Origin of the sequence: Saccharopolyspora montiporae (genome assembly GCF_015209505.1) — a bacterium.
Classification (GTDB): Bacteria; Actinomycetota; Actinomycetes; order Mycobacteriales; family Pseudonocardiaceae; genus Saccharopolyspora; species Saccharopolyspora montiporae.
Genome location: NZ_JADEYC010000025.1, coordinates 1 through 21,035, shown reverse-complemented (window position 1 = coordinate 21,035; position 21,035 = coordinate 1). Strand labels below are relative to the sequence as shown.

Annotated in this window: 22 protein-coding genes; 18 read left to right on the top strand and 4 right to left on the bottom strand. The window is 68.9% G+C overall.

Translation table 11 applies throughout. The annotated features are described in order from the left end of the window. The first annotated feature begins 907 nt into the window (after positions 1-907). On the top strand, positions 908-2,839 hold the full coding sequence (gene rho / locus IQ251_RS15010) for a transcription termination factor Rho (protein ID WP_193929212.1): 1,932 nt from the start codon (positions 908-910) through the stop codon (positions 2,837-2,839). Between the two features lie 124 nt (positions 2,840-2,963). On the opposite strand, the gene IQ251_RS15005 is transcribed toward rho, so the two are convergent. Beyond that, positions 2,964-3,380 (bottom strand): hypothetical protein, encoded by a 417-nt coding sequence (locus tag IQ251_RS15005; protein ID WP_193929211.1) that lies wholly within the window; start codon positions 3,378-3,380, stop codon positions 2,964-2,966. A gap of 245 nt (positions 3,381-3,625) precedes the next feature. Here IQ251_RS15005 and rpmE point away from each other — a divergent pair, with 245 nt between their 5' ends. From rpmE to prmC, 3 genes are all read left to right on the top strand, one after another. Next, the gene (rpmE, locus tag IQ251_RS15000; RefSeq protein WP_193929210.1) at positions 3,626-3,850 is read left to right on the top strand and encodes a 50S ribosomal protein L31; all 225 of its coding nucleotides are present in this window, start codon (positions 3,626-3,628) and stop codon (positions 3,848-3,850) included. A gap of 116 nt (positions 3,851-3,966) precedes the next feature. Further along, on the top strand, positions 3,967-5,034 hold the full coding sequence (prfA, locus tag IQ251_RS14995; protein WP_193929209.1) for a peptide chain release factor 1: 1,068 nt from the start codon (positions 3,967-3,969) through the stop codon (positions 5,032-5,034). A gap of 47 nt (positions 5,035-5,081) precedes the next feature. Continuing rightward, a complete protein-coding gene (gene prmC / locus IQ251_RS14990) occupies positions 5,082-6,029 on the top strand; it encodes a peptide chain release factor N(5)-glutamine methyltransferase (protein ID WP_193929208.1) in 948 nt (315 codons plus the stop codon). A 2-nt stretch (positions 6,030-6,031) separates the two neighbouring features. Here the strand turns inward: prmC and IQ251_RS14985 are convergent, their stop codons facing one another. Further along, positions 6,032-6,898 (bottom strand): alpha/beta fold hydrolase, encoded by an 867-nt coding sequence (locus IQ251_RS14985; protein ID WP_193929207.1) that lies wholly within the window; start codon positions 6,896-6,898, stop codon positions 6,032-6,034. Positions 6,899-7,178: 280 nt separating this feature from the next. Between IQ251_RS14985 and IQ251_RS14980 the strand changes: the two genes are divergently transcribed. From IQ251_RS14980 to IQ251_RS14920, 13 genes are all read left to right on the top strand, one after another. Then, positions 7,179-7,829, top strand: coding sequence for an L-threonylcarbamoyladenylate synthase (locus IQ251_RS14980; RefSeq protein WP_193929206.1), 651 nt, complete (start codon positions 7,179-7,181; stop codon positions 7,827-7,829). 172 nt (positions 7,830-8,001) lie between these two features. Beyond that, entirely contained in the window at positions 8,002-9,171 is a 1,170-nt protein-coding gene (locus IQ251_RS14975; RefSeq protein ID WP_193929205.1) for a glycosyltransferase family 4 protein, read from the top strand. Then, positions 9,171-9,659 carry a Cg1360 family ATP-synthase-associated protein gene (locus tag IQ251_RS14970; protein WP_193929204.1) on the top strand — a complete coding sequence of 163 codons (489 nt, stop codon included), beginning with the start codon at positions 9,171-9,173 and terminating at the stop codon, positions 9,657-9,659. Before IQ251_RS14975 ends, IQ251_RS14970 begins: the two co-directional genes overlap by 1 nt. 242 nt (positions 9,660-9,901) lie before the next feature. Next, positions 9,902-10,681 carry a F0F1 ATP synthase subunit A gene (gene atpB / locus IQ251_RS14965; protein WP_193929203.1) on the top strand — a complete coding sequence of 260 codons (780 nt, stop codon included), beginning with the start codon at positions 9,902-9,904 and terminating at the stop codon, positions 10,679-10,681. 56 nt (positions 10,682-10,737) lie between these two features. After that, the gene (locus IQ251_RS14960) at positions 10,738-10,992 is read left to right on the top strand and encodes an ATP synthase subunit C-like protein (protein WP_193929202.1); all 255 of its coding nucleotides are present in this window, start codon (positions 10,738-10,740) and stop codon (positions 10,990-10,992) included. A gap of 34 nt (positions 10,993-11,026) precedes the next feature. Then, a complete protein-coding gene (locus IQ251_RS14955; protein WP_193929201.1) occupies positions 11,027-11,578 on the top strand; it encodes a F0F1 ATP synthase subunit B in 552 nt (183 codons plus the stop codon). Between the two features lie 21 nt (positions 11,579-11,599). Beyond that, positions 11,600-12,430: a F0F1 ATP synthase subunit delta gene (locus IQ251_RS14950; protein WP_193929200.1), complete on the top strand. Its 831-nt coding sequence runs from the start codon at positions 11,600-11,602 to the stop codon at positions 12,428-12,430. Between the two features lie 50 nt (positions 12,431-12,480). Continuing rightward, a complete protein-coding gene (gene atpA, locus IQ251_RS14945) occupies positions 12,481-14,124 on the top strand; it encodes a F0F1 ATP synthase subunit alpha (protein WP_193929199.1) in 1,644 nt (547 codons plus the stop codon). An 11-nt stretch (positions 14,125-14,135) separates the two neighbouring features. Further along, positions 14,136-15,077: a F0F1 ATP synthase subunit gamma gene (locus IQ251_RS14940; protein WP_193929198.1), complete on the top strand. Its 942-nt coding sequence runs from the start codon at positions 14,136-14,138 to the stop codon at positions 15,075-15,077. A gap of 1 nt (position 15,078) precedes the next feature. Beyond that, on the top strand, positions 15,079-16,512 hold the full coding sequence (atpD, locus tag IQ251_RS14935) for a F0F1 ATP synthase subunit beta (RefSeq protein WP_193929197.1): 1,434 nt from the start codon (positions 15,079-15,081) through the stop codon (positions 16,510-16,512). Between the two features lie 140 nt (positions 16,513-16,652). Next, the gene (locus IQ251_RS14930; RefSeq protein ID WP_193929196.1) at positions 16,653-17,018 is read left to right on the top strand and encodes a F0F1 ATP synthase subunit epsilon; all 366 of its coding nucleotides are present in this window, start codon (positions 16,653-16,655) and stop codon (positions 17,016-17,018) included. A 12-nt stretch (positions 17,019-17,030) separates the two neighbouring features. Continuing rightward, positions 17,031-17,474, top strand: coding sequence for a DUF2550 domain-containing protein (locus IQ251_RS14925; RefSeq protein WP_193929195.1), 444 nt, complete (start codon positions 17,031-17,033; stop codon positions 17,472-17,474). Positions 17,475-17,914: 440 nt separating this feature from the next. Beyond that, positions 17,915-18,385, top strand: a complete 471-nt coding sequence (locus tag IQ251_RS14920) for a GNAT family N-acetyltransferase (RefSeq protein WP_193929194.1) — start codon at positions 17,915-17,917, stop codon at positions 18,383-18,385. Positions 18,386-18,388: 3 nt separating this feature from the next. Here the strand turns inward: IQ251_RS14920 and IQ251_RS14915 are convergent, their stop codons facing one another. Then, the gene (locus IQ251_RS14915) at positions 18,389-18,961 is read right to left on the bottom strand and encodes a cob(I)yrinic acid a,c-diamide adenosyltransferase (RefSeq protein ID WP_193929193.1); all 573 of its coding nucleotides are present in this window, start codon (positions 18,959-18,961) and stop codon (positions 18,389-18,391) included. A 193-nt stretch (positions 18,962-19,154) separates the two neighbouring features. On the opposite strand from IQ251_RS14915, the gene murA reads away from it, so the two are divergent. Then, entirely contained in the window at positions 19,155-20,411 is a 1,257-nt protein-coding gene (murA, locus tag IQ251_RS14910; RefSeq protein ID WP_193929192.1) for a UDP-N-acetylglucosamine 1-carboxyvinyltransferase, read from the top strand. 77 nt (positions 20,412-20,488) lie between these two features. Here murA and IQ251_RS14905 read toward each other — a convergent pair whose 3' ends face one another. Beyond that, positions 20,489-21,028, bottom strand: coding sequence for an NUDIX domain-containing protein (locus IQ251_RS14905; RefSeq protein WP_193929246.1), 540 nt, complete (start codon positions 21,026-21,028; stop codon positions 20,489-20,491). Between the last annotated feature and the right edge of the window lie 7 nt (positions 21,029-21,035).

The window sequence follows — 21,035 nt, the reverse complement described above, 5'->3', positions numbered from 1 at the left end:
GGGAGCGCGGCTGCGGGCAGGTCCTGCCCAGGGCCTGTGCTGCGACCCGCACCCGCGGTGCTGCCGAGGAGTGGTACAAAGGAAGTGTCGTCGGTTGTCGTGAGCAGCCGTCGATTCGCCCTGGCCGCGACTGTTCCGGCAGTCGCCGTGTCCCGGCAGTTGACTGTTCCGGCAGTCGATCGCTCCGGCAACCGGCTTCGGTCGATTCCGGACCCGGCCGGTTCGGAGCAGGATCGGCGGGGTGTGGCATGCGCCCGGGGGGTTGTTGCACCTGAATCACAGGGCGTCTACCCTCAAGGTCAATCAGTCACCGCGCGCAGGGCGCCGGTGCCGTGTCCGGGACATCGATTCCCGGCACGCATCTCCCGCTGTGAACCGGCTCCGCCCGATGAGGGCGAAGATCAACTAGCGGGCCTCGACTGCGGTGACCGATGCAGGAGTTGTCAACTCAATTGAGTTCGCTTCGGGATGATCGGCGGTGCTCATCGTTGCCGGCGTCGAGGTGGGGTCCTACTGTTTGGCGAAGTGGTCCCCGTAGCGACCAGGACACGACTCCGACTCACGGAGCTCCCGGCCGGATTCCGCTTCACCGCTGGTGAGCGGTGTGGCGTCATCCGCGGGCTCGGTACGAGTCGACGATTTCTGGAGTGAAGCGGCAGCAGGGCCGTACATCGGCAAGTGTGGAACGGAGTGGATGCGTCGCACGTGGACCACGCGAGCCGGGTCCCTCCCGAAGCCCGGTGCCGCTGGTTCCCCGAGCCATCGCCGAAGTCGGTCGTGCCGCGTGCGCGTGTGAAATCCGACCGGCACAAGGGCTGGTAGCACACACCGGCCGTCCGCAGTCGAAGAGCGGGCGGGCAATCCGCTGGGCCGCGTAGGAGGCGCGGTTCGGTCAGGAAGGACATTCGTGAGCAACACCGAACTGTTGAGCAGCGACGCCGCCAACGGCACCTCTCCGGCTGGCCAGCAGGAATCCGAGGCCAACGGCACTCCGCGGCGACGCGGTGGGCTCTCCGGCATGGTTCTGGCTGAGCTGCGCCAACTCGCGGAGGAACTGGGGATCGACACGAGCGGCCTGCGCAAGGGGGATCTGATCGCGGCCATCAAGGAGCAGCAGGGGTCCTCGGGGAAGTCCGCTCCGCGGTCCGGGTCCGGCAAGAAGGGCCAGAACTCGGGTGACGAGCCCGCTGACGGTAAGGCCCACCAGCCCGCGCTCGACGACACCGGCTCGCGGGACGGCGGTGGTTCGCGCAACGAGCCCGGCTCGAACGGCGACTCCGGGCAGAAGAGCGACGCCACCCGCGCGGACCAGCCGAACAACGGCTCCACCCCCAACCGCGGGCGCTCCCGCCGCCAGCAGACCTCCGACTCCTCCGGGGAGGACGACAACCGGCGCGGTGGCAGCAACAACCGGCGCCGCCGGTCCTCCGGCAGGGGCGGCAGCAACCAGGCAGACTCCGGCGGTGACGAGCAGCGCTCCGGTGAGCGCCAGGGCGGCCGCCAGGACAACCGTGACGGCGGCAACCGCCGTGACGACAACCGCCAAGACGGCAACCGTCGCGACGACAACCGCCAGCAGGACAACCGCCAGCAGGACGCGGACGACGAGGACGGCGGCAGGCGCCGCGGTCGCCGGTTCCGCGACCGGCGTCGCAACCGCGGTCGCAGCGAGGGCAACGAGCCCGAGGTCCGCGAGGACGACGTGCTGCTGCCCGTGGCCGGAATCCTCGACGTGCTGGAGAACTACGCCTTCGTGCGCACCTCCGGTTACCTCGCCGGCCCAAACGACGTCTACGTGTCGCTGTCGCTGGTGCGCAAGCACGGGCTACGTCGCGGGGACGCCATCAAGGGCGTCATTCGCCAGCCGCGGGAAGGCGAGCAGCAGCGGCAGAAGTTCAACCCGCTGGTGCGCGTCGACTCCATCAACGGGCTGGAGGCCGACGCCGCCAAGAACCGCTCGGAGTTCCACAAGCTCACGCCGCTGTACCCCAACGAACGGCTGCGCCTGGAATCCGAGCCGCAGCAGCTGACCGGCCGGATCATCGACCTGGTCATGCCGGTCGGCAAGGGGCAGCGCGCGCTGATCGTCTCCCCGCCCAAGGCGGGCAAGACGATGGTGCTGCAGGCGATCGCCAACGCGATCACCACGAACAACCCCGAGTGCCATCTGATGGTCGTGCTCGCCGACGAGCGGCCGGAAGAGGTCACCGACATGCAGCGCTCGGTGAAGGGCGAGGTCATCGCCTCGACCTTCGACCGTCCGCCGTCGGACCACACCACGGTCGCCGAGCTGTCCATCGAACGGGCCAAGCGGCTGGTGGAGATGGGGCACGACGTGGTCGTGCTGCTCGACTCGATCACCCGGCTCGGCCGCGCCTACAACCTCGCGGCACCGGCGTCCGGGCGCATCCTGTCCGGTGGTGTGGACTCAACTGCGCTGTACCCGCCGAAGCGGTTCCTCGGCGCGGCCCGCAACATCGAGAACGGCGGTTCGCTGACCATCTTCGCCACGGCGCTGGTGGAGACCGGTTCCACGATGGACACGGTCATCTTCGAGGAGTTCAAGGGCACCGGTAACGCCGAGCTCAAGCTCGACCGCAAGCTCGCCGACAAGCGGCTGTTCCCGGCCGTGGACGTGGACTCCTCCAGCACCCGCAAGGACGAGCTGCTGCTGTCCCCGGACGAGCTGGCGGTGACGCACAAGCTGCGCCGGGTGCTGGCTGCGCTGGATGCGCAGCAGGCGCTCGAACTCCTGCAGGACCGGCTGCGCAAGTCGGGGACCAACATCGAGTTCCTGATGCAGGTGGCCAAGAACACACCGGGCAAGGACGAAGACTGACCCCCGCCCGATGATCGGCCAACGGCGGGCCCGCACCGGCAACGGCGCGGGCCCGCCGCTTGTCGTGTGGAGGCTGCAGCATGGGAACTTTCCTGTCACCGGTGACAGGAAAGTTCCCATGCTGTCAGCGCCGCTCGGCGGGGGCCGGACAGCGGGTGCGGTCGTTGGTCGGGCGGTAGCGGATGAGCACAAGGCCGAGCAGGACCGCTGCGGGCAGGCCGATGAGCAGGGCCGCGGGGAGCGGGAGCTCGATCCGGTCGCGCGCCAGCGCACACCCGAGCATCAACATCGGGTAGCCGCCGCGGAGGAGCAGCTGCCAGCGCGGTGCCCACCGCACGTGCCCCGAGCTCAGCAGCGCTAGCCCGGCTGAGAATCCGAGCAGCAGCGGGGTCGACAGCGCCAGATCGCGGTGCGCATCACCGATCGGATGCAGCAGCAACTCCAGCAGCGCCGCCACACCTGCGGCGCTGCCGAGGAAGAGGAGCGGTAAGCACAGCCAGGTCCACACGGTGAGCCTGCCGAGCACCGGGCACAGCAACACGTCGGAGAGGATGTGCCCCCGCCGGCCCGCGCGCAGCGGCCTGAGTGGGGCGAGCGCCGGGCGGTGCCTGCACTGCGCCGGACGGCGGTTGTGCTGCGACGAGCGGTCGGCGGCGGAATACCTTCCGCGGGCCCTGCGTTCCAGGTCAGCAGGCCGGATCTGGCATAATGACGGGTCGGTCACGGCTCCGGTTCACCGCGCGGCGAGACGTGCGGACCCGGCGGCCCGAATGAGAGGACGAGGCGTTGAAGAACGACATCCACCCCGAGTACGTGCAGACCCAGGTGAACTGCGGCTGCGGTAACACGTTCACCACCTACAGCACCCGCGGCACCGGCCAGATCACGGTCGAGGTCTGCTCCAGCTGCCACCCGTTCTACACGGGCAAGCAGAAGATCCTGGACACCGGCGGCCGCGTGGCCCGCTTCGAGGCGCGGTACGGCCGCCGCCCGAAGAACACCCAGAAGTAGCTGACCCGACGGCGCCCGTCCTGGCCGGGACGGGCGCCGTTGTCGCACCTGGCCGTCCGACCACCGCTTGATCGTCGGACCGGCATCCAGCACAGCTACGCGGAAGAGGGTCGCCGGTGGAGACGTCGAAGCTCGATGAGCTGCTCGCGGAGTACGCGGACCTGGAGCAGCGCCTGGCCGACCCCGCCGTGCACGCTGATCAGGCTGATGCCCGCAAGCTGGGGCGCAGGTATGCCCAGCTCGCCCCGGTCGTCCGCGCGTCCAGGGAACTCGACCGCGCCAGGGCGGACCTGGCCGCTGCGCGGGAGTTCGCGAGCGAGGACGCGGGATTCGCCGAGGAGGCCGACACGCTCGCCGCGCAGATACCGGGGCTCGAAGAGAAGCTGACCGAACTGCTGCTGCCGCGTGATCCGCACGACGCGTCCGACGTGCTGTTGGAGGTCAAGTCCGGGGAGGGCGGCGCCGAGTCGGCGCTGTTCGCCGGCGATCTGCTCCGGATGTACATGCGGTTCGCCGAGCGTCGCGGATGGCGGGTGGACGTGCTGGACACGGCGGAATCCGATCTGGGGGGCGTGAAGGAAGTCACCGTCGCGGTCAAAGCCAAAGCCGGGCACGCTGAGCAGGACGGGGTGTGGGCGAACCTCAAGTTCGAAGGGGGCGTGCACCGGGTGCAGCGGGTCCCGGTGACCGAGTCGCAGGGCCGGGTGCACACGTCGGCCGCCGGGGTGCTGGTCTATCCGGAACCGGAGGACGTCGAGGTCGAGGTCGACGAGAAGGACCTGCGCATCGACGTGTACCGCTCGTCCGGGCCTGGAGGGCAGAGCGTGAACACGACCGATTCCGCGGTCCGTATCACGCATCAGCCGACGGGTATCGTCGTGTCCTGCCAGAACGAGAAGTCCCAGCTGCAGAACAAGCAGCGCGCGATCCAGGTGCTGCAGGCCAGGTTGCAGGCGATGGCCGAAGAGGAAGCCGAGCGCGAGGTCGCGGAGACCCGCCGTTCCCAGGTGCGCACTGTGGACCGTTCCGAGCGCATCCGGACCTACAACTTCCCGGAGAACCGGATCTCCGATCACCGGATCAACTACAAGGCCTACAACCTCGACCAGGTCTTGGACGGCGATCTCGATGCCGTGCTGGACGCGTTGCTGGCCGCGGACCGGCAGGAGCGCTTGGCGGCCTGACCGGCCGCGATCGCCGCGGGACGGCGTACCGACCCTTCTATCCGGAGATGAGCGAGTTCGTGGATCCCGCGCAAGCACCGGCCGCACCGTCCGCTGCGCAGGAAGGCTCTAAGCTGAGCGGCGTGCGACAGCCCTTGCGCCTGGCGATCCTCGAAGCCGAACGCGTGCTGTCCGCGGCGGGGGTGGCCAGTCCGCGCGCTGACGCGGAACTGCTGGCCGCGCACCTGCTGGGGGTGGAGCGGACCAAGCTGATGATGGTGCCGCTGGTCGACCCGCCGGTGGTAGAAGCGTTGCAGGATCTGGTGCGCAGGCGGGCGGCACGGGTCCCGCTGCAACACCTCACCGGCAGTGCTGCTCTCGGTCCGGTGCGGCTGAGCGTGGGGCCGGGCGTGTTCGTGCCGCGGCCGGAAACCGAGCTGCTGCTGGAGTGGGGGCTGGCGGCGCTGGACGGTCTGGAGTCGCCCCGCGTCGTCGATCTGTGCACCGGTTCCGGCGCCCTGGCACTGGGGGTTGCCGCATCTCGTCCCGACGCGCAGGTGCATGCCGTGGACAACGATCCGGGTGCGTTGGGTTGGGCGCGGCGCAACGTCGACGAGCAGGTCGCCGCGGGAGCCGCCCCGGTCCGGCTGGTCACGGGTGATGTCGGTGATCCGGGTGTGCTGGCTGAACTGGACGGGCGGGTGGACCTGGTGCTGTGCAACCCGCCGTACGTGCCGGAGGGCACGCCGGTGCCGCTCGAAGTGCGCAACCACGACCCGCACGGGGCCGTGTTCGCGGGCCGGGACGGACTGGACGTGGTGCGGCACGTGGTTGCGTGCGCGGCACGGCTGCTGCGTCCCGGTGGTGTGTTCGCGATCGAGCACGACGACACGCACGGCGGTTCGGTCCCGGCACTGCTGTCCGCGCGCCGGTCGTTCACCGAGGTGGTCGATCACCAGGACTTGGCGGGCAGGCCGCGATTCGCCACCGCCCGCCGTCGCGATGCCGCAGGCTAGTACTACTCGCTGGTGTTGGTGAATTCCTGCAGCGCGGTGATCAACTCGGCCGGTTTCTCCCTGCTGGGCCAGTGACCTGCACCGGGGATCGTGCGCAGCTGCCCGGCAGCGGCTGTCGCGGCGTCGGCGGCGACGGCGGGCGGGACCAGCACGTCCTGCTCGCCGTGGATGAACAGCACCGGACTCTCCAGTCGCCCCAGCAGCGGCAGGTGGTTGACGCGCATGTGCCGGGCCGCGATCGCTTCCGCGTGCCAGCCCGATGTCACCGACCGCCGGTTGCGGATCTCCGCGGCCACTTCGCCGGTGATGTCCGCGAAGTCCGGGACGGTTCCGCCGCCGGTGAACACGAGCCGGTTCAGCATCAGCCGCACTAGGGGTTTCCCTGCTCGGAGTGCTGTGGCCGCGGGTTTTCCGGTCAGGCCGGAACGCACGGCCGCGTGCACGAGTGCGTGGTGGCGCAGCCGGTGCTGAAGACCGGTGGGGCCCACCAGCGCCAGCCGGTTCACCCGGTTCGGATTGCGCAACGCGAACCCGGTGGCCACGCTGCCGCCGGTGGACGAGCCGACCAGCGTCACCTCCGGCAGCTGCCACGTCTCCAGCAGCCAGCGCAGCGCTTCCTCCAAGGTGCGTTGGCCGGTGCTGCCGGCCCACGGGAGGCTGCCGCCCTGGCCCGGTAGGTCGGGGGCGAACACGCGGTGTTCGGCCGCCAGCGCGGGGAGCACGTGCCGCCAAGCCAGCAGTGCGTTGTCCGGCCCGGCGCCCGGCAGCAGGACCACCGGTGGGCCGGATGTGCCGGCCCGCAGGAAGCCGACTCGTCCGGCCGGGAACTCGACGTGCTCGCTCTCGACTCCCTGCGGCAGGTCGGCCATGGTGCGACTCCTCGCTCGGGTGCTCGGGTGCTCGGGGCTCGGGTGGCGCCAACCCGGCTTCGCTCGGTCCGGCGCCACCCGCCGGTGCGGGTTGGAGCATGGGAACTTTCCTGTCACTCGTGACACAAAGGTTCCCTTGCTGCACCCGCACCGCGGGGGATGTTCGGGGGCGCGTCCCGTTGGCGGTGTGTGATGCGGGTAACGCGGCCAGGAGGTGGTGGCGGGGCAGCTCGGCCGGTCCGCTGGAACGGCGTGTGCGGGGGCGTGTCAGGATCGGTGCGTGAGCACTGTGTATGACTGCAGTCGTCCGGATGGTCGCGAGTCGGGATTGGCCGCCGCGGCCACCGCGGTTCGCGCGGGTGGGCTGGTTGTGCTGCCCACGGACACCGTGTACGGGATCGGCGCGGACGCCTTCGATCCGAACGCGGTCGCGGCATTGCTATCGGCGAAAGGGCGCGGGCCGGACATGCCGGTGCCGGTGCTGGTCGGTTCGTGGTCCACGGTGGACGGCCTGGTCATGTCGGTGCCGCGGCAGGCGCGTCTGCTGATCGAAGCGTTCTGGCCGGGCGGCTTGTCGATCGTGCTGCCGCAGGCCCCGTCGCTGAGCTGGGACCTGGGCAACACCCGCGGCACGGTGAACCTCCGGATGCCGCTGCACCCGATCGCCCTGGATCTGCTGCGCGAGGTCGGCCCGATGGCCGTGTCCAGTGCCAACCGCAGCGGGTTGCCGCCGGCCGCCAGCGCGGAGGAGGCGCGCGATCAGCTGGGTGAGGCGGTATCGGTGTACCTCGACGGCGGGCCGTCGGGCGATCCGGTGCCGTCCACGATCGTCGACCTCACCGGGCAGCGCCCGGTGGTGCTGCGCGAGGGCGCGATCGGTGTGGACGAGCTCGCCGAGGTGACGGGTGCCGAGGTCGATCGCGCGGGCTGAACCGCTCCGGCCGGTGCGGACCGGTGCATCGGGGCCGCGCCCGTCCGGATAGCGTTGTCGATCGGATGCGCAACGTGGACAGTGACGAGGAGCGCCGAGCTTGATCACTCCGTTCTGGGGGCTGACGACCGTCGTCCTGCGGGCTCCGGTCCCGCGGGGGTGAGCCGCCGGCATGGACACCACCCCCGCTTGGGCTCCCGCAGGGCTTCCCGCCCGCGAGTACTTGCTGGTTCTGGTGACGGCCGCGGCCGTCACCTTCTTGCTGACCGGTCTGGTGCGGTTGATCGCCATCCGCTCCGGCGCGGTCGCTTACCCGCGGCGCAGGGATGTGCACGTCACACCAATCCCGCGGATGGGCGGCGTGGCGATGTACGGCGGTGTGCTGGCCGCGATGTTCCTGGCCAACAACCTGCCGGTGCTGTCCCGGGGCTTCGGGTATTCGAACGACGTCCTCGCGGTGATGCTGGCCGGCGGGTTGATCGTGCTGGTCGGCGCGCTGGATGATCGGTTCGAGCTCGATTCGCTGACGAAGCTGGCGGGCCAGGTCACCTCTGCAGGGATCCTCGTGCTGCTCGGTGTGCAGTGGTTCATCTTCTGGGTGCCGTGGGGCGGTGAGGACGGCGAGGTCGGGCAGCTGCTCGCGCTGGGCAGCAACCAGGGCCAGCTGCTGACGGTGCTGCTGACGGTCGCGATGATCAACGCGATGAACTTCGTCGACGGGCTGGACGGTCTGGCTTCCGGGATCGGCCTGATCGCGGCGGGGGCGACGTTCGTGTTCTGCCTGGGCGTGTTGGAGCGGCACGACGGTGATGTGACCGCCTACCCGCCGGCGCTGATCGCCGCCACGATCGCCGGGGCCTGCTTGGGCTTCCTGCCGCACAACTTCCAGCCCGCGCGGATCTTCATGGGTGACTCGGGATCGATGCTGATCGGGTTGATGCTGGCCACGGCCAGCACATCGGCCTCGGGCAAGATGGATTACAGCGGCCTGAACTTGACCGACACCATCGCGCTGCTGTCGCCGCTGCTGGTGGTGGCGGCCGTGCTGTTCGTGCCGCTGCTGGACCTGATCCTCGCCGTGGTGCGGCGCACCCGTGCGGGCAAGAGCCCGTTCCACGCGGACAAGATGCACCTGCACCACCGGTTGCTGGAGATCGGGCATTCGCAGCGCCGCGCGGTGCTGCTGATCTATCTGTGGGCGGCGGTGATCGCGTTCGGCGCGGTGTCGTTGACCCTGTTCAACGCGGTGGTCGTGGCATGGGTGTTCGGCCTCGGTGTGCTGGTGGCGGCTATCATCTCGGTAATTCCGCTGATGCGGGCCCGAGCTGAACGAGAGACGTGATGAGCGAAGCGAGCGATCCGGCGCCGACCCGGCCTGCCGGGGATCCGGCGGGTGGCGCCGCGGCGGCGCCCGGTCCGCACGCGGCGGTCATCCGCACGCTGGCGGCTGCGATGCTGCGGACGGCGGTGCTCCCGGTGTCGCTGGTGGTCGTGCTGGCCGCGGTCGTGGCGTCGTTGTTCGCCGGGGTGCCGGGCCTGCTCGGGGCGGTCATCGCTGGGGCGGCCTCTTCGGCGGCGGCCTTGTTCACGCTGTGGCTGATGCGATTGACCGCGGGTATGGCCCCGATGTTCGTGATGGGCGCGTCGTTGGGCGGTTACTTCGTCAAGATGTTCGCGTTACTCCTGGTGATGACGGCGGTCGGCGGGGTGCCGGCCGTGCACCGCGAGTCGTTGGCGTTCACGTTCCTGGTCACCGTCCTGGTGTGGGCGACCGCGCAAGCCGTGGCGTTCCGTCGGACGAAGATTCCCACTATCGTGCCCGGCAGCTGAGCTGACAGTGGCTCATGCTGCGATCATGCGGACCATAGTGCGAAGCCGGAAATTACCCGCTGGTACGGTGATCCGCGAGGAAGCCTCCCTGCACATGGCGGGCACGACGTCTTCGCAGACGCCGGGTTCTCCGGGGACGAGGCCCCTCCACGTACCCGAAGACGTATCAGGTACGTTAAGTGCAAATAGTTACGTTTCCCCCGGCGGAGTGATCTCGACCGGGAGAACCGGAAGGAGCCCAGTTGGGCGCGCTGGTGCTGGCCGAGGGCGGACAGTTCGTACCGCCGGGTGCCGATAGTTTTGTCCTTCCGCCGATTGTAGGCGGAGTCACCAAGCCAATGGTGCTGGTCGCGATCTCGGCTGTGCTGATCGGCGCGTACTTCGTGCTGGCGACGCGCAACCTCAAGCTGGTCCCGGGCAAGTCGCAGTTCGCGGCCGAGTTCGTCTACGACTTCAGCCGGAACAAGATCGCCCGCGAGCAGATCGGTGCCAAGGACTTCCAGCCGTTCGTCCCGCTGATCTTCGCGCTGTTCACCTTCGTCCTGGTGAACAACATCTTCGGCATCGTGCCCGTCCTGCAGTTCCCCACCATGGCGCGGATCGGGTTCCCGATCGCGCTGCTGATCGTGGTGTACCTCGTGTTCCACGGTGCGGGCATCAAGCGGCACGGCCTCTTCGGGTACTTCAAGCACGTCATGTTCCCGCCGGGGGTCCCCAAGCCGATCTACGTGATCCTGGCCCCCATCGAGTTCCTGCAGAAGTTCATCGCGCAGCCGGCCGCCCTGGCGGTCCGAGTTTTCGCGGCGATGTTCGCGGGCCACCTGATGCTGCTCGTGTTCATCCTGGGCGGCGAGTACCTCCTGCTCGAAGCGAGCGCCGGGTTCAAGCCGATCTCCGTCGTCGCCTTCGCGTTCGCCATTGCCTTGACGTTTGTCGAAGCGTTGATCCAGGTGCTGCAGGCCTACATCTTCGCGCTGCTGACCGCCAACTTCATCGGTGCGGCGTTGGCCGAAGGCCACTGAGAGAAGACCAAGACCTCCGATCCGCGCTGTGCGGACCGAGTTGAAAGGTAGTGAAAGTGAGCAACATCGTTCTTGCGCAGGCCGCCGAAACCGCGAGCATCAACCCTGGTCTGGCCGCGATCGGCTACGGCCTCGGCGCCATCGGTGCCGCCATCGGCGTCGGCATGATCTGGGCCGCCGTCATCAACGGCACCGCCCGCCAGCCGGAGGCCCAGGGCCAGCTGCAGGGCATCGCCTGGATCTCCTTCGTGCTGGTCGAGGTGCTGGCGCTGATCGGCCTGGTCGTCTACTTCATCGCCTCCGCGGGCTGACAAGGGACGAACCCACGCTTAGGGAGACGTTGTGGTGAAGACGCAGGTTCTGGCGGCGGCGGGTGAGCACAACCCGATCATCCCCGAGACGTCGGAAGTCATCGTCGGCTTTGTCGCCTTCGCCCTGCTGCTGTTCGTGCTCTGGAAGTACGCCGTCCCTCGTTTCGAGAAGGTGTACTCCGAGCGCAGCAGCCGCATCGAGGGCGGCATCGCCAAGGCCGAGGCGGCTCAGGCCGAGGCCCAGCGGACGCTTGAGCAGTACAAGGCGCAGCTGGCCGAGGCACGTTCGGAAGCCGCCAGGATTCGCGACGACGCCCGGGCCGAAGGTCAGCAGATCCTGGAGGAGATGCGGACGCAGGCCCAGGCCGAATCGGAGCGCATCGTCAACCAGGGACAGGCCCAGCTGGACGCCCAGCGCGCCCAGATCGTGGCGGAGCTCCGGTCCGACCTCGGCCGGCAGGCCGTGGACCTGGCCGGGCGCATCGTCGGCGAATCCCTGGAGGACGAGGCCCGGCGCCGCGGCACGGTCGACCGGTTCCTCGACGAGCTCGAATCCGCTTCGGCCCCGGATTCGGCCAAAGCCTGACCAACTGAAAGGCGCTGAGAGTTGAGCACCCTCGTGAACGCCGCCAGCCGCGACGCACTGGCGGCCACCGAGCTGCAGTTGTTGCAGGCCACCGATGGTGCCCAGGCAGCGGAGATCACCGCGCTCGCCGACGAGCTGTTCGGCGTGGCCGCCCTGCTGGGCAGTGAATCCGCGCTGCGGCGGGCGCTGGCCGACGCGGCCACCGACCCGCAGTCCAGGCAGGACCTGGCTCGCGGGCTGCTGGGCGACAAGCTCGGTGATCGGGCGCTGCCAGTCGTCGCCGAGGCTGTCCGGGTCCGCTGGTCGGGTCCGCGCGATCTCGTCGACGGCATCGAGCGGATGGCCCGCACCGCGCTGCTCGTGCAGGCCGAGCGGGCCGGGCGGCTGGATTCGGTGGAGGACGAGCTGTTCCGGCTCGGCCGTATCATCGGGTCCCAGGTGGACCTGGAGCGGCTGCTGTCGGATCCGCACGGTGACGTGGCGGGCAAGCACGCGGTCGTCGACCAGCTGATCGACGATCGGGTCGAACCGGTCACGCTCCGCTTGGTGCGGCAGCTGGTGGCCCGTCCCCGCGGGCAACGGATCAGCGAGGGCCTGGAGGAGCTGGCCGAGCTGTCGGCCAAGCGCCGCGAGCGTTCGGTGGCGCACGTCCGGTCGGCCTTCCCGCTCAGCGAACAGCAGCAGGAACGGCTGTCGCGAACCCTGCAACGGATCTACCAGCGGCCCATCGCGCTGCACCTTGAGGTCGACCCCGAGGTGCAGGGCGGGCTGCTGATCCGGGTCGGTGACGAGGTCATCGACGGCAGCGTCGCCGGGCGCTTGCAGTCCCTGCGACGCGACCTCGCCGACTGACGGCGTCGGACACGAACTTCCTTAGAACGAACCGAGGGCAGGAACGAGACATGGCGGAGCTGACGATCTCGTCGGACGAGATCCGCAGTGCGATCGAGAAGTACGTCTCCAGCTACTCCCCGGAGGTCAGCCGCGAGGAGGTCGGGGTCGTCACCGATACCGGTGACGGCATCGCCCATGTCGAGGGCCTGCCTTCGGTGATGACCGAGGAGCTGCTGGAGTTCCCGGGCGGCATCTACGGCGTCGCGATGAACCTGGAAGCGCAGGAGATCGGCGCGGTCATCCTGGGTGACTCCGAGAAGATCGAGGAGGGCCAGGAGGTCCGGCGGACCGGCAAGGTCATGTCGGTCCCGGTCGGTGACAACTTCCTCGGCCGCGTGGTCAACCCGCTGGGTGAGGCCATCGACGGTCTCGGCGACATCACCGCCGAGGAGCAGCGGGTGCTGGAGCTGCAGGCCGCCACGGTGGTCCAGCGGCAGGGTGTCGGCGAGCCGATGCAGACCGGCATCAAGGCGATCGACTCGATGACCCCGATCGGCCGCGGCCAGCGCCAGCTGATCATCGGCGACCGCAAGACCGGCAAGACCACGGTCGGCGTCGACACGATCATCAACCAGAAGGCCAACTGGGAAAGCGGCGACCCGGACAAGCAGGTGCGCTGCATCTACGTCGCGATCGGCCAGAAGGGCTCCACGATCGCCGGCGTGAAGCGGTCCCTGGAAGAGGCCGGCGCGATGGACTACACGACCATCGTCGCCGCGCCCGCCTCGGACTCGCCGGGTCTGAAGTGGCTGGCCCCGTACGCGGGTTCGGCCATCGGGCAGCACTGGATGTACCAGGGCAAGCACGTCCTGATCATCTTCGACGACCTCACCAAGCAGGCCGAGGCCTACCGGGCGATCTCGCTGCTGCTGCGCCGCCCGCCGGGCCGCGAGGCCTACCCGGGTGACGTCTTCTACCTGCACTCCCGCCTGCTGGAGCGCTGCGCGAAGCTCTCCGACGAGATGGGCGCTGGGTCGATGACCGGGCTGCCGGTCATCGAGACCAAGGCGAACGACGTGTCGGCCTACATTCCGACCAACGTCATCTCCATCACCGACGGGCAGTGCTTCCTGCAGTCCGACCTGTTCAACTCCGGTCAGCGCCCGGCCATCGACGTCGGTACCTCGGTGTCCCGCGTCGGTGGTTCCGCGCAGATCAAGGCGATGAAGTCGGTTGCCGGTTCGCTTCGCCTGGACCTGGCCCAGTACCGGGAGCTGGAGGCGTTCTCCGCGTTCGCCTCCGACCTGGACGCCGCGTCCAAGGCCCAGCTCGACCGCGGTGCCCGCCTGATGGAGATCCTCAAGCAGGACCAGGGCGAGCCGCTGCCGGTGGCCGAGGAGGTCGTGTCGCTGTTCCTGGGCACCAAGGGCCACGTGGACTCGGTGCCGACCGAGGACGTCCGCCGGTTCGAGCAGGAGTTCCTCGCCCACCTGCGCCGCAGCAACGAGACGCTGCTCAACGACATCGTGGAGACCGGCAAGCTCTCCTCCGATGCGGAGAACGGCATCGTCTCGGCGGTCGAGGAGTTCAAGAAGCAGTTCACCGCTTCGGACGGTTCGTCGATCGTGAACGAGCCCGAGTCCGAGGCGATGGAGTCGGACTCGGTCGGGCAGGAGACCGTGAAGGTCAACCGGCCCGCGCCGAAGAAGTGACCGGGTAAGCCATGGCTCAACTTCGGGAACTCCGCGATCGCATCCGGTCGATCAAGTCGACCCGCAAGATCACCAAGGCGCAGGAGCTCATCGCGACCTCGCGCATCATGAAGGCGCAGGCCAGGGTCGAGGCGTCGCGTCCGTACTCGCAGGAGATCACCAAGGTTCTGTCCGCCCTGGCGGAGCAGAGCTCGCTGGACCACCCGCTGCTCACCGAGCGCTCGAATCCGAAGCGCGCGGGAGTGCTCGTGGTGACCAGCGATCGGGGGTTCTGCGGCGGGTACAACGCGAACGTCCTCCGGGCCGCGGAGGAGCTGCAGACGCTGCTGCGCGACCAGGGCAAGACCCCGGTGTTGTACGTGATCGGCCGCAAGGGCGACGCGTACTACCGGTTCCGCCAGCGCGCCATCGAGGCCAGCTGGACCGGATTCAGTGACTCCCCGGACTACGCCAACGCCTCCGATGTCGGAGAGACGCTGGTCAAGGCATTCATGGCGGGTGCCGACGACTACCTCGACGACGGTGGCCCGGACGGTATGCTCGGGGTGGACGAACTGCACATGGTGCACACCGAGTTCGTCTCGATGCTCACGCAGAACCCGGTCGTTCGGCGGATCGCTCCGCTGGAGGTCGAGTACTCGGACGGCACCGAGTCGGCTGCGGCCGACACGGGCCTGAAGTCCTCCTACGACTTCGAGCCGGACGTCGAGACGTTGTTCGCGGCGCTGCTGCCCAAGTACATCAAGACCCGCCTGTTCGCCGGTCTGCTGGACGCAGCGGCTTCGGAGCACGCGGCCCGCCGCACGGCGATGAAGTCGGCCACCGACAACGCCGACGAGCTGGTCCGCAACCTCAGCCGTGAGGCCAACCAGGCGCGCCAGGCCCAGATCACCCAGGAAATCAGCGAGATCGTCGGTGGTGTCGAGGCGCTCTCGTCAGCAGGAAGTGAGTGACATGACCGCTACTGCCACTAGCACTGCCACGGGCACCGGCCGCGTAGTCCGCGTGCTCGGTCCGGTGGTGGACGTCGAGTTCCCCCGCGACCACGTCCCGGACCTGAACAACGCCCTCACGGCGGACATCACCACCTCGGACATGGCCAAGACCGTGACCCTCGAAGTCGCCCAGCACCTGGGTGACGCGGTGGTCCGCACGATCTCCATGCAGCCCACGCAGGGGCTCGTCCGCGGCGTGTCCGTCGCCGACTCCGGTGCGCCCATCTCGGTCCCGGTCGGTGACGTCGTCAAGGGCCACGTGTTCAACGCCCTCGGCCACTGCCTGGACGAGCCGGGCTACGGCGAGGACGCCGAGCACTGGACCATCCACCGCAAGGCGCCGGCGTTCGACCAGCTCGAAGGCAAGACCGAGCTGCTGGAGACCGGCATCAAGGTCATCGACCTGCTCACCCCGTACGTCCAGGGCGGCAAGATCGGCCTGTTCGGCGGCGCCGGTGTGGGCAAGACGGTGCTCATCCAGGAGATGATTCGCCGCGTCGCCAAGAACTTCGGCGGCACCTCCGTGTTCGCCGGTGTCGGCGAGCGGACCCGTGAGGGCAACGACCTCTGGGTGGAGATGGCCGAGTCCGGCGTGCTGGCCGACACCGCCCTGGTGTTCGGGCAGATGGATGAGCCGCCGGGCACCCGTATGCGGGTGGCGCTGTCGGCGCTGACCATGGCCGAGTACTTCCGCGACGTCCAGAACCAGGACGTGCTGCTGTTCATCGACAACATCTTCCGGTTCACCCAGGCCGGGCAGGAGGTGTCCACCCTGCTGGGTCGGATGCCGTCCGCGGTGGGGTACCAGCCGACGCTGGCCGACGAGATGGGTGAGCTGCAGGAGCGGATCACCTCGACCCGGGGTCGGTCGATCACGTCGATGCAGGCCATCTACGTGCCGGCGGACGACTACACCGACCCGGCGCCGGCGACCACGTTCGCCCACCTGGACGCGACCACGGAGCTGTCCCGCGCGATCACGCAGAAGGGCATCTACCCGGCGGTCGACCCGCTGGCGTCCACGTCGACCATCCTGGACCCGGGCATCGTCGGTGACGAGCACTACCGGGTGGCCCAGGAGGTCAAGCGGATCCTGCAGAAGTACAAGGAACTGCAGGACATCATCGCCATCCTCGGTATGGACGAACTGTCCGAAGAGGACAAGGTGACGGTGCAGCGGGCCCGGCGCATCGAGCGCTACCTCTCGCAGAACTTCTACGTGGCCAAGCAGTTCACCGGCCAGGAGGGCTCGTTCGTCTCGCTGAAGGAGACGATCGAGGCGTTCGACAAGCTCTGCAAGGGCGAGTTCGACCACGTTCCGGAGCAGGCGTTCCTGTCCATCGGCGGGCTGGAAGACCTGGAGGCCGCGTACAAGAAGCTCACCCAGCAGTGAGCTGACGCAGCGAGGCCGATGCCATCAGCGGGCCGGGGTTGTGCTCAGCCCCGGCCCGCTGCGCATCCCGACCGGCCCGCCCCTACCGACCGGCAGTCGTTGGCTAGACTGCCGGTAGACACCCGACAAAGGAGACGCGCGTGGCCAACATGTCCGTCCAACTGGTCGCCGTGGAGCGCCGCCTGTGGTCCGGGGAGGCGACCTCGGTCGTCGCGCAGACCACCGAGGGCGTGCTCGGCGTGCTGCCGGGCCACGAACCGGTGCTCGGCCAGCTCGTCGAGGGCGGCGTCGTGAAGATCACCACCGCGGACAACGACACAGTGACCGCAGCGGTGCACGGCGGCTTCCTGTCGGTCACTGCCGACGGCGTGAGTGTCCTGGCCGAGTCCGCCGAGCTCGCCGAGGAGATCGACGTGACCCAGGCGCGCCAGGACGTCGAAGCCGGCGACGACACCGAACGAGCACGAGCGCAGAGCCGATTGCGGGCCGCCGGGCACACGGTCTGATCCGGACCGCTGATGGGCTCCCTGCTCCTGGTCCCGGTGCTCGCGGCGCTGCTGCTGGTGGTGGCCGCCGCGGTGGTCGGGCTGCTCGCCTGGCGGCGGCTCCGGGAGCTGCGGGCCGGCGGGATCGATGTCGCGCTGCGCGCCGCGAAGGATCAGCGCGGGCGCGGGTGGCATCTGGGAGTGGCCCAGTACCGGGGTGAGGAGTTCGCCTGGTTCCGGGTGCTGAGCCTGCGTTCCGGGCCGAACCGCGTGCTGGACCGCCGGGATGTGGAAATCGCGCAGCGCCGCGACCCGTCCCTGGCGGAAAGCTATGCGATGCCGCACGGAGCGACGGTGCTCGACCTGTCCGGCGGTGCGCAGTCGGTCGAGCTGGCCATGGGCGCGGACGCGCTGACCGGCTTTCTGTCCTGGCTGGAGTCATCACCGCCCGGCCGCTCCGTGCCGTGGGCGTCCTGAATCGCACGCATCGAGGGGCGGGGTCCGATCGGACCCCGCCCCTCGATGCGTGTCCACCCCAGCGTCGGGGTGCGAGCATGGGAACTTTCCTGTCACCGGTGACAGGAAAGTTCCCATGCTCGCACCCCGACGCAGGGGTGGACACGCATCGAGGGGCGGGGTCCGATCGGACCCCGCCCCTCGATGCGTGTCCACCCCTGCGTCGGGGTGCGAGCATGGGAACTTTCCTGTCACCGGTGACAGGAAAGTTCCCATGCTCGCACCCCGACGCAGGGGGGGACACGCATCGAGGGGCGGGGTCCGAGCGGCCCCCGCCCCTCGATGCGTGTCCACCCCAGCGTCGGGGTGCGAGCATGGGAACTTTCCTGTCACCGGTGACAGGAAAGTTCCCATGCTCGCATCGGGCGAAGACCGCGCTGGGCGTCGCCTAGACTGGTGCCGTGCGCATCGAGTCCGTTGGCTACGACCACCCGGACGCTCAGCGGCTCATCCGCGAGGTCCAGCAGGAATACGTCGCCCGCTACGGGACCGAGGACGTCACCTGCGTTCAGGTGCAGGACTTCCAGCCGCCGAACGGGCTGTTCCTCATCGGCTATCGGGACGGGGATGCCGTGGCTTCCGGCAGCTGGCGCAAAGCGGGGCATTCCGACGACCTGCTCCGGTCCGGTGATGCCGAGCTGAAGCGGATGTACGTCGTGCCCGCGTTCCGCGGGCGGGGGTTGGCCCGACTCCTGCTAGGCGAGTTGGAGAGGTCGGCATCGCTGGCCGGGTTCAAGCGGTGCGTGCTGGAGACCGGCACCGAGCAGCCCGAAGCGATCGGCTTGTACCGCTCGTGCGGGTACGAGCCGATCGACAAGTTCGGTGCTTACCGCGACGATCCGCTCAGCCGCTGCTTCGCCAAGGAGATCTGAGCGTCACGCATTGCCGCCGGGTCGCCACAGCACGTCGCCGCCCGGGTTGGCGACCCGGGCCAGGATGAACAGCAGGTCGGAAAGCCGGTTCAGGTATTTCGCGGGCAGCACCGAGGTGTGCTCGGGTGCGTGGTCCACGAGGGTCCAGGAGCCGCGTTCGGCGCGCCGGGCGATGCAGCGGGCTTGGTGCAGCAGCGCACCGCCCGGTGTCCCACCGGGCAGGATGAACGAGTCGAGTTTGCCGAGGCGCTGGTTGAACTCGTCGCACCAGCCTTCGAGTCGGTCGATGTAGGTCTGGGTGACGCGCAGCGGCGGGTACTTCGGGTTTTCGGCGATCGGTGTGGCGAGGTCGGCCCCGACGTCGAAGAGGTCGTTCTGCACTGCTCGCAGCACTTCGCCGACCTCTTCGTCGAGCTGGGCGGTGGCCAGTGCCACACCGATCACCGAGTTGGTTTCGTCGACATCGGCGTAGGCGATGAGGCGCGGATCGTCCTTGCGGACCTCGGAGTTGTCCGACAGGCGCGTGGTCCCGGCGTCCCCGGCGCGTGTGTAGATCTTCGTCAGATGCACAGCCATGCCGCACAGCCTATTCGGGCCGGCTTCCGCGCTCAGAGAGGTGCGAGCAAGGGAACTTTTCTGCCACCGGTGACAGGAAAGTTCCCTTGCTCACACACCGCCGGTCCGATGTGGCTGTCCGTGGTGTGTTCGGGTGGTTTGCCGGTGGGCCCGCTCCGACATCCCGGGCGGTTGCCCCGTACGCTCGGTGCTCGTGAGTGAGCACTTCCGGGTACACGGCGGAGCGCGCCTCGTGGGCGAGGTCGGTGTGGTCGGCGCCAAGAACAGCGTCTTGAAGCTGATGGCTGCGGCCCTGCTCACCGAGGGCACGACGACGATCGTCAACTGCCCGGAGATCCTCGACGTCCCGCTGATGGCAGAGGTGTTGCGCAGCCTGGGCTGCGAGGTCGACATCGACGGCAGCACTGTGCACATCACGACCCCGGCGGACATCAGCCACGAAGCGGTGTCGGTGTCGATGAGCAAGTTGCGCGCATCGGTGTGCGTGCTGGGGCCGCTGGTGGCCCGCTGCCGCCGCGCGGTCGTGACGCTACCGGGCGGAGACGCCATCGGTTCCCGCCCGTTGGACATGCACCAGAACGGGCTCCGACAGCTGGGCGCGACCAGCCACATCGAACATGGTGCGGTCGTCGCCGAGGCCGAGAACCTCAGCGGGGCGCAGATCTGGTTGGACTTCCCGAGCGTCGGGGCGACCGAGAACATCCTGATGGCGTCGGTGCTGGCCGAGGGGACGACCGTCATCGACAATGCCGCTCGCGAACCCGAGATCGTCGATCTGTGCGTGATGCTGCAGCAGATGGGGGCGAAGATCGAGGGCGCGGGTACTTCCACGCTCACCGTGCACGGCGTGCCGTCGCTGAGTCCGGTGGAGCACCGCGTCATCGGTGACCGCATCGTCGGTGCCACGTGGGCGTTCGCCGCGGCCGCGACCAGGGGGGACATCACGGTCCGGGGCGTGGACCCCCAGCACGTGAACCTGGTGCTGGAGAAGCTGCGCATGGCCGGAGCCGAGGTCACCACCGGCGAGGAGGAGTTCCGGGTGGTGATGCCGCAGCGCCCGACCGCGGTCGACTACGTGACGCTGCCCTACCCGGGCTTCCCGACCGATCTGCAGCCGATGGCGCTGGCCCTGTCAGCCGTGGCCGACGGCACCTCGATGATCACCGAGAACCTGTTCGAGTCGCGGTTCCGGTTCATCGAGGAGCTCGTGCGCATGGGCGCTGATGCACGTACCGACGGTCATCATGCGGTCGTGCGCGGGCAGGACCGGATGTCGAGCGCGCCGGTGTGGGCGACCGATATCCGCGCAGGGGTCGGGCTGGTCCTGGTCGGGTTGTGCGCCGACGGCGTCACCGAGGTCTGGGACGTCTTCCACATCGATCGCGGGTATCCGAGTTTCGTGGAGAACCTGCGCGGTCTGGGCGCGGTGATCGAACGGGTCGGCGACTGACCCGTCGGACCGCGTGCTGCGTGGGGGCTGCAGCATGGGAACTTTCCTGTCATCCGTGACAGGAAAGTTCCCATGCTTCAACCGCCGTTGCGTGGCTCGTGCAGGAGCAGGAGGGCGTAGGCGGCGATGCTCTGCGCGTCGGTGATGTGCCCGCTGCGGATCATGGTTTCGAGTTCGGTGCGCGGGAACCAGGCGGTGCGCATGTCCTGTTCCTCCGGTTCGCGTTCCGGGGTTCCGGGTTCGAGGCCGGTGGCGAGGTAGGCGGTGCCGCGCTGGCTGGACAGGCCGGGCGCCACGTCGAGGGTGCCGAGCTCGGTCCATCGCGCCGCGCGCAGCCCGGTTTCCTCGCGCAGTTCGCGCACGGCGAGTTCGGCCGGTTCGGTTTCGGCGCGCTCGGGTGCCGTGCCCTGCGGGAATTCCCAGCGGCGCATCCCGAGCGGGTAGCGGTACTGCTCGACGAGCTGGACGTGGCCGCGGTCCAGGGGGATGACCAGGGCGTAGCGCGGCTTGTCGACGACGCCGTAGATGCCGCTCGTTCCGTCGGCGCGCAGCACTCCGTCTTCGCGCACGCTCATCCACGGGTTGGTGTAGACCTGGCGGCTGCTGGTGGTTTCCACGCGGTCA

Bases quoted from the DNA above. Each gene is read 5' to 3' on its own strand.
- atpA (WP_193929199.1), top strand. From the start codon at position 12,481: ATGGCGGAGCTGACGATCTCGTCGGACGAGATCCGCAGTGCGATCGAG.
- IQ251_RS14925 (WP_193929195.1), top strand. From the start codon at position 17,031: ATGGGCTCCCTGCTCCTGGTCCCGGTGCTCGCGGCGCTGCTGCTGGTG.
- IQ251_RS14915 (WP_193929193.1), bottom strand. From the start codon at position 18,961: ATGGCTGTGCATCTGACGAAGATCTACACACGCGCCGGGGACGCCGGG.
- atpD (WP_193929197.1), top strand. From the start codon at position 15,079: ATGACCGCTACTGCCACTAGCACTGCCACGGGCACCGGCCGCGTAGTC.
- IQ251_RS14975 (WP_193929205.1), top strand. From the start codon at position 8,002: ATGGACACCACCCCCGCTTGGGCTCCCGCAGGGCTTCCCGCCCGCGAG.
- prmC (WP_193929208.1), top strand. From the start codon at position 5,082: ATGAGCGAGTTCGTGGATCCCGCGCAAGCACCGGCCGCACCGTCCGCT.
- IQ251_RS14985 (WP_193929207.1), bottom strand. From the start codon at position 6,898: ATGGCCGACCTGCCGCAGGGAGTCGAGAGCGAGCACGTCGAGTTCCCG.
- IQ251_RS14940 (WP_193929198.1), top strand. From the start codon at position 14,136: ATGGCTCAACTTCGGGAACTCCGCGATCGCATCCGGTCGATCAAGTCG.
- IQ251_RS14970 (WP_193929204.1), top strand. From the start codon at position 9,171: ATGAGCGAAGCGAGCGATCCGGCGCCGACCCGGCCTGCCGGGGATCCG.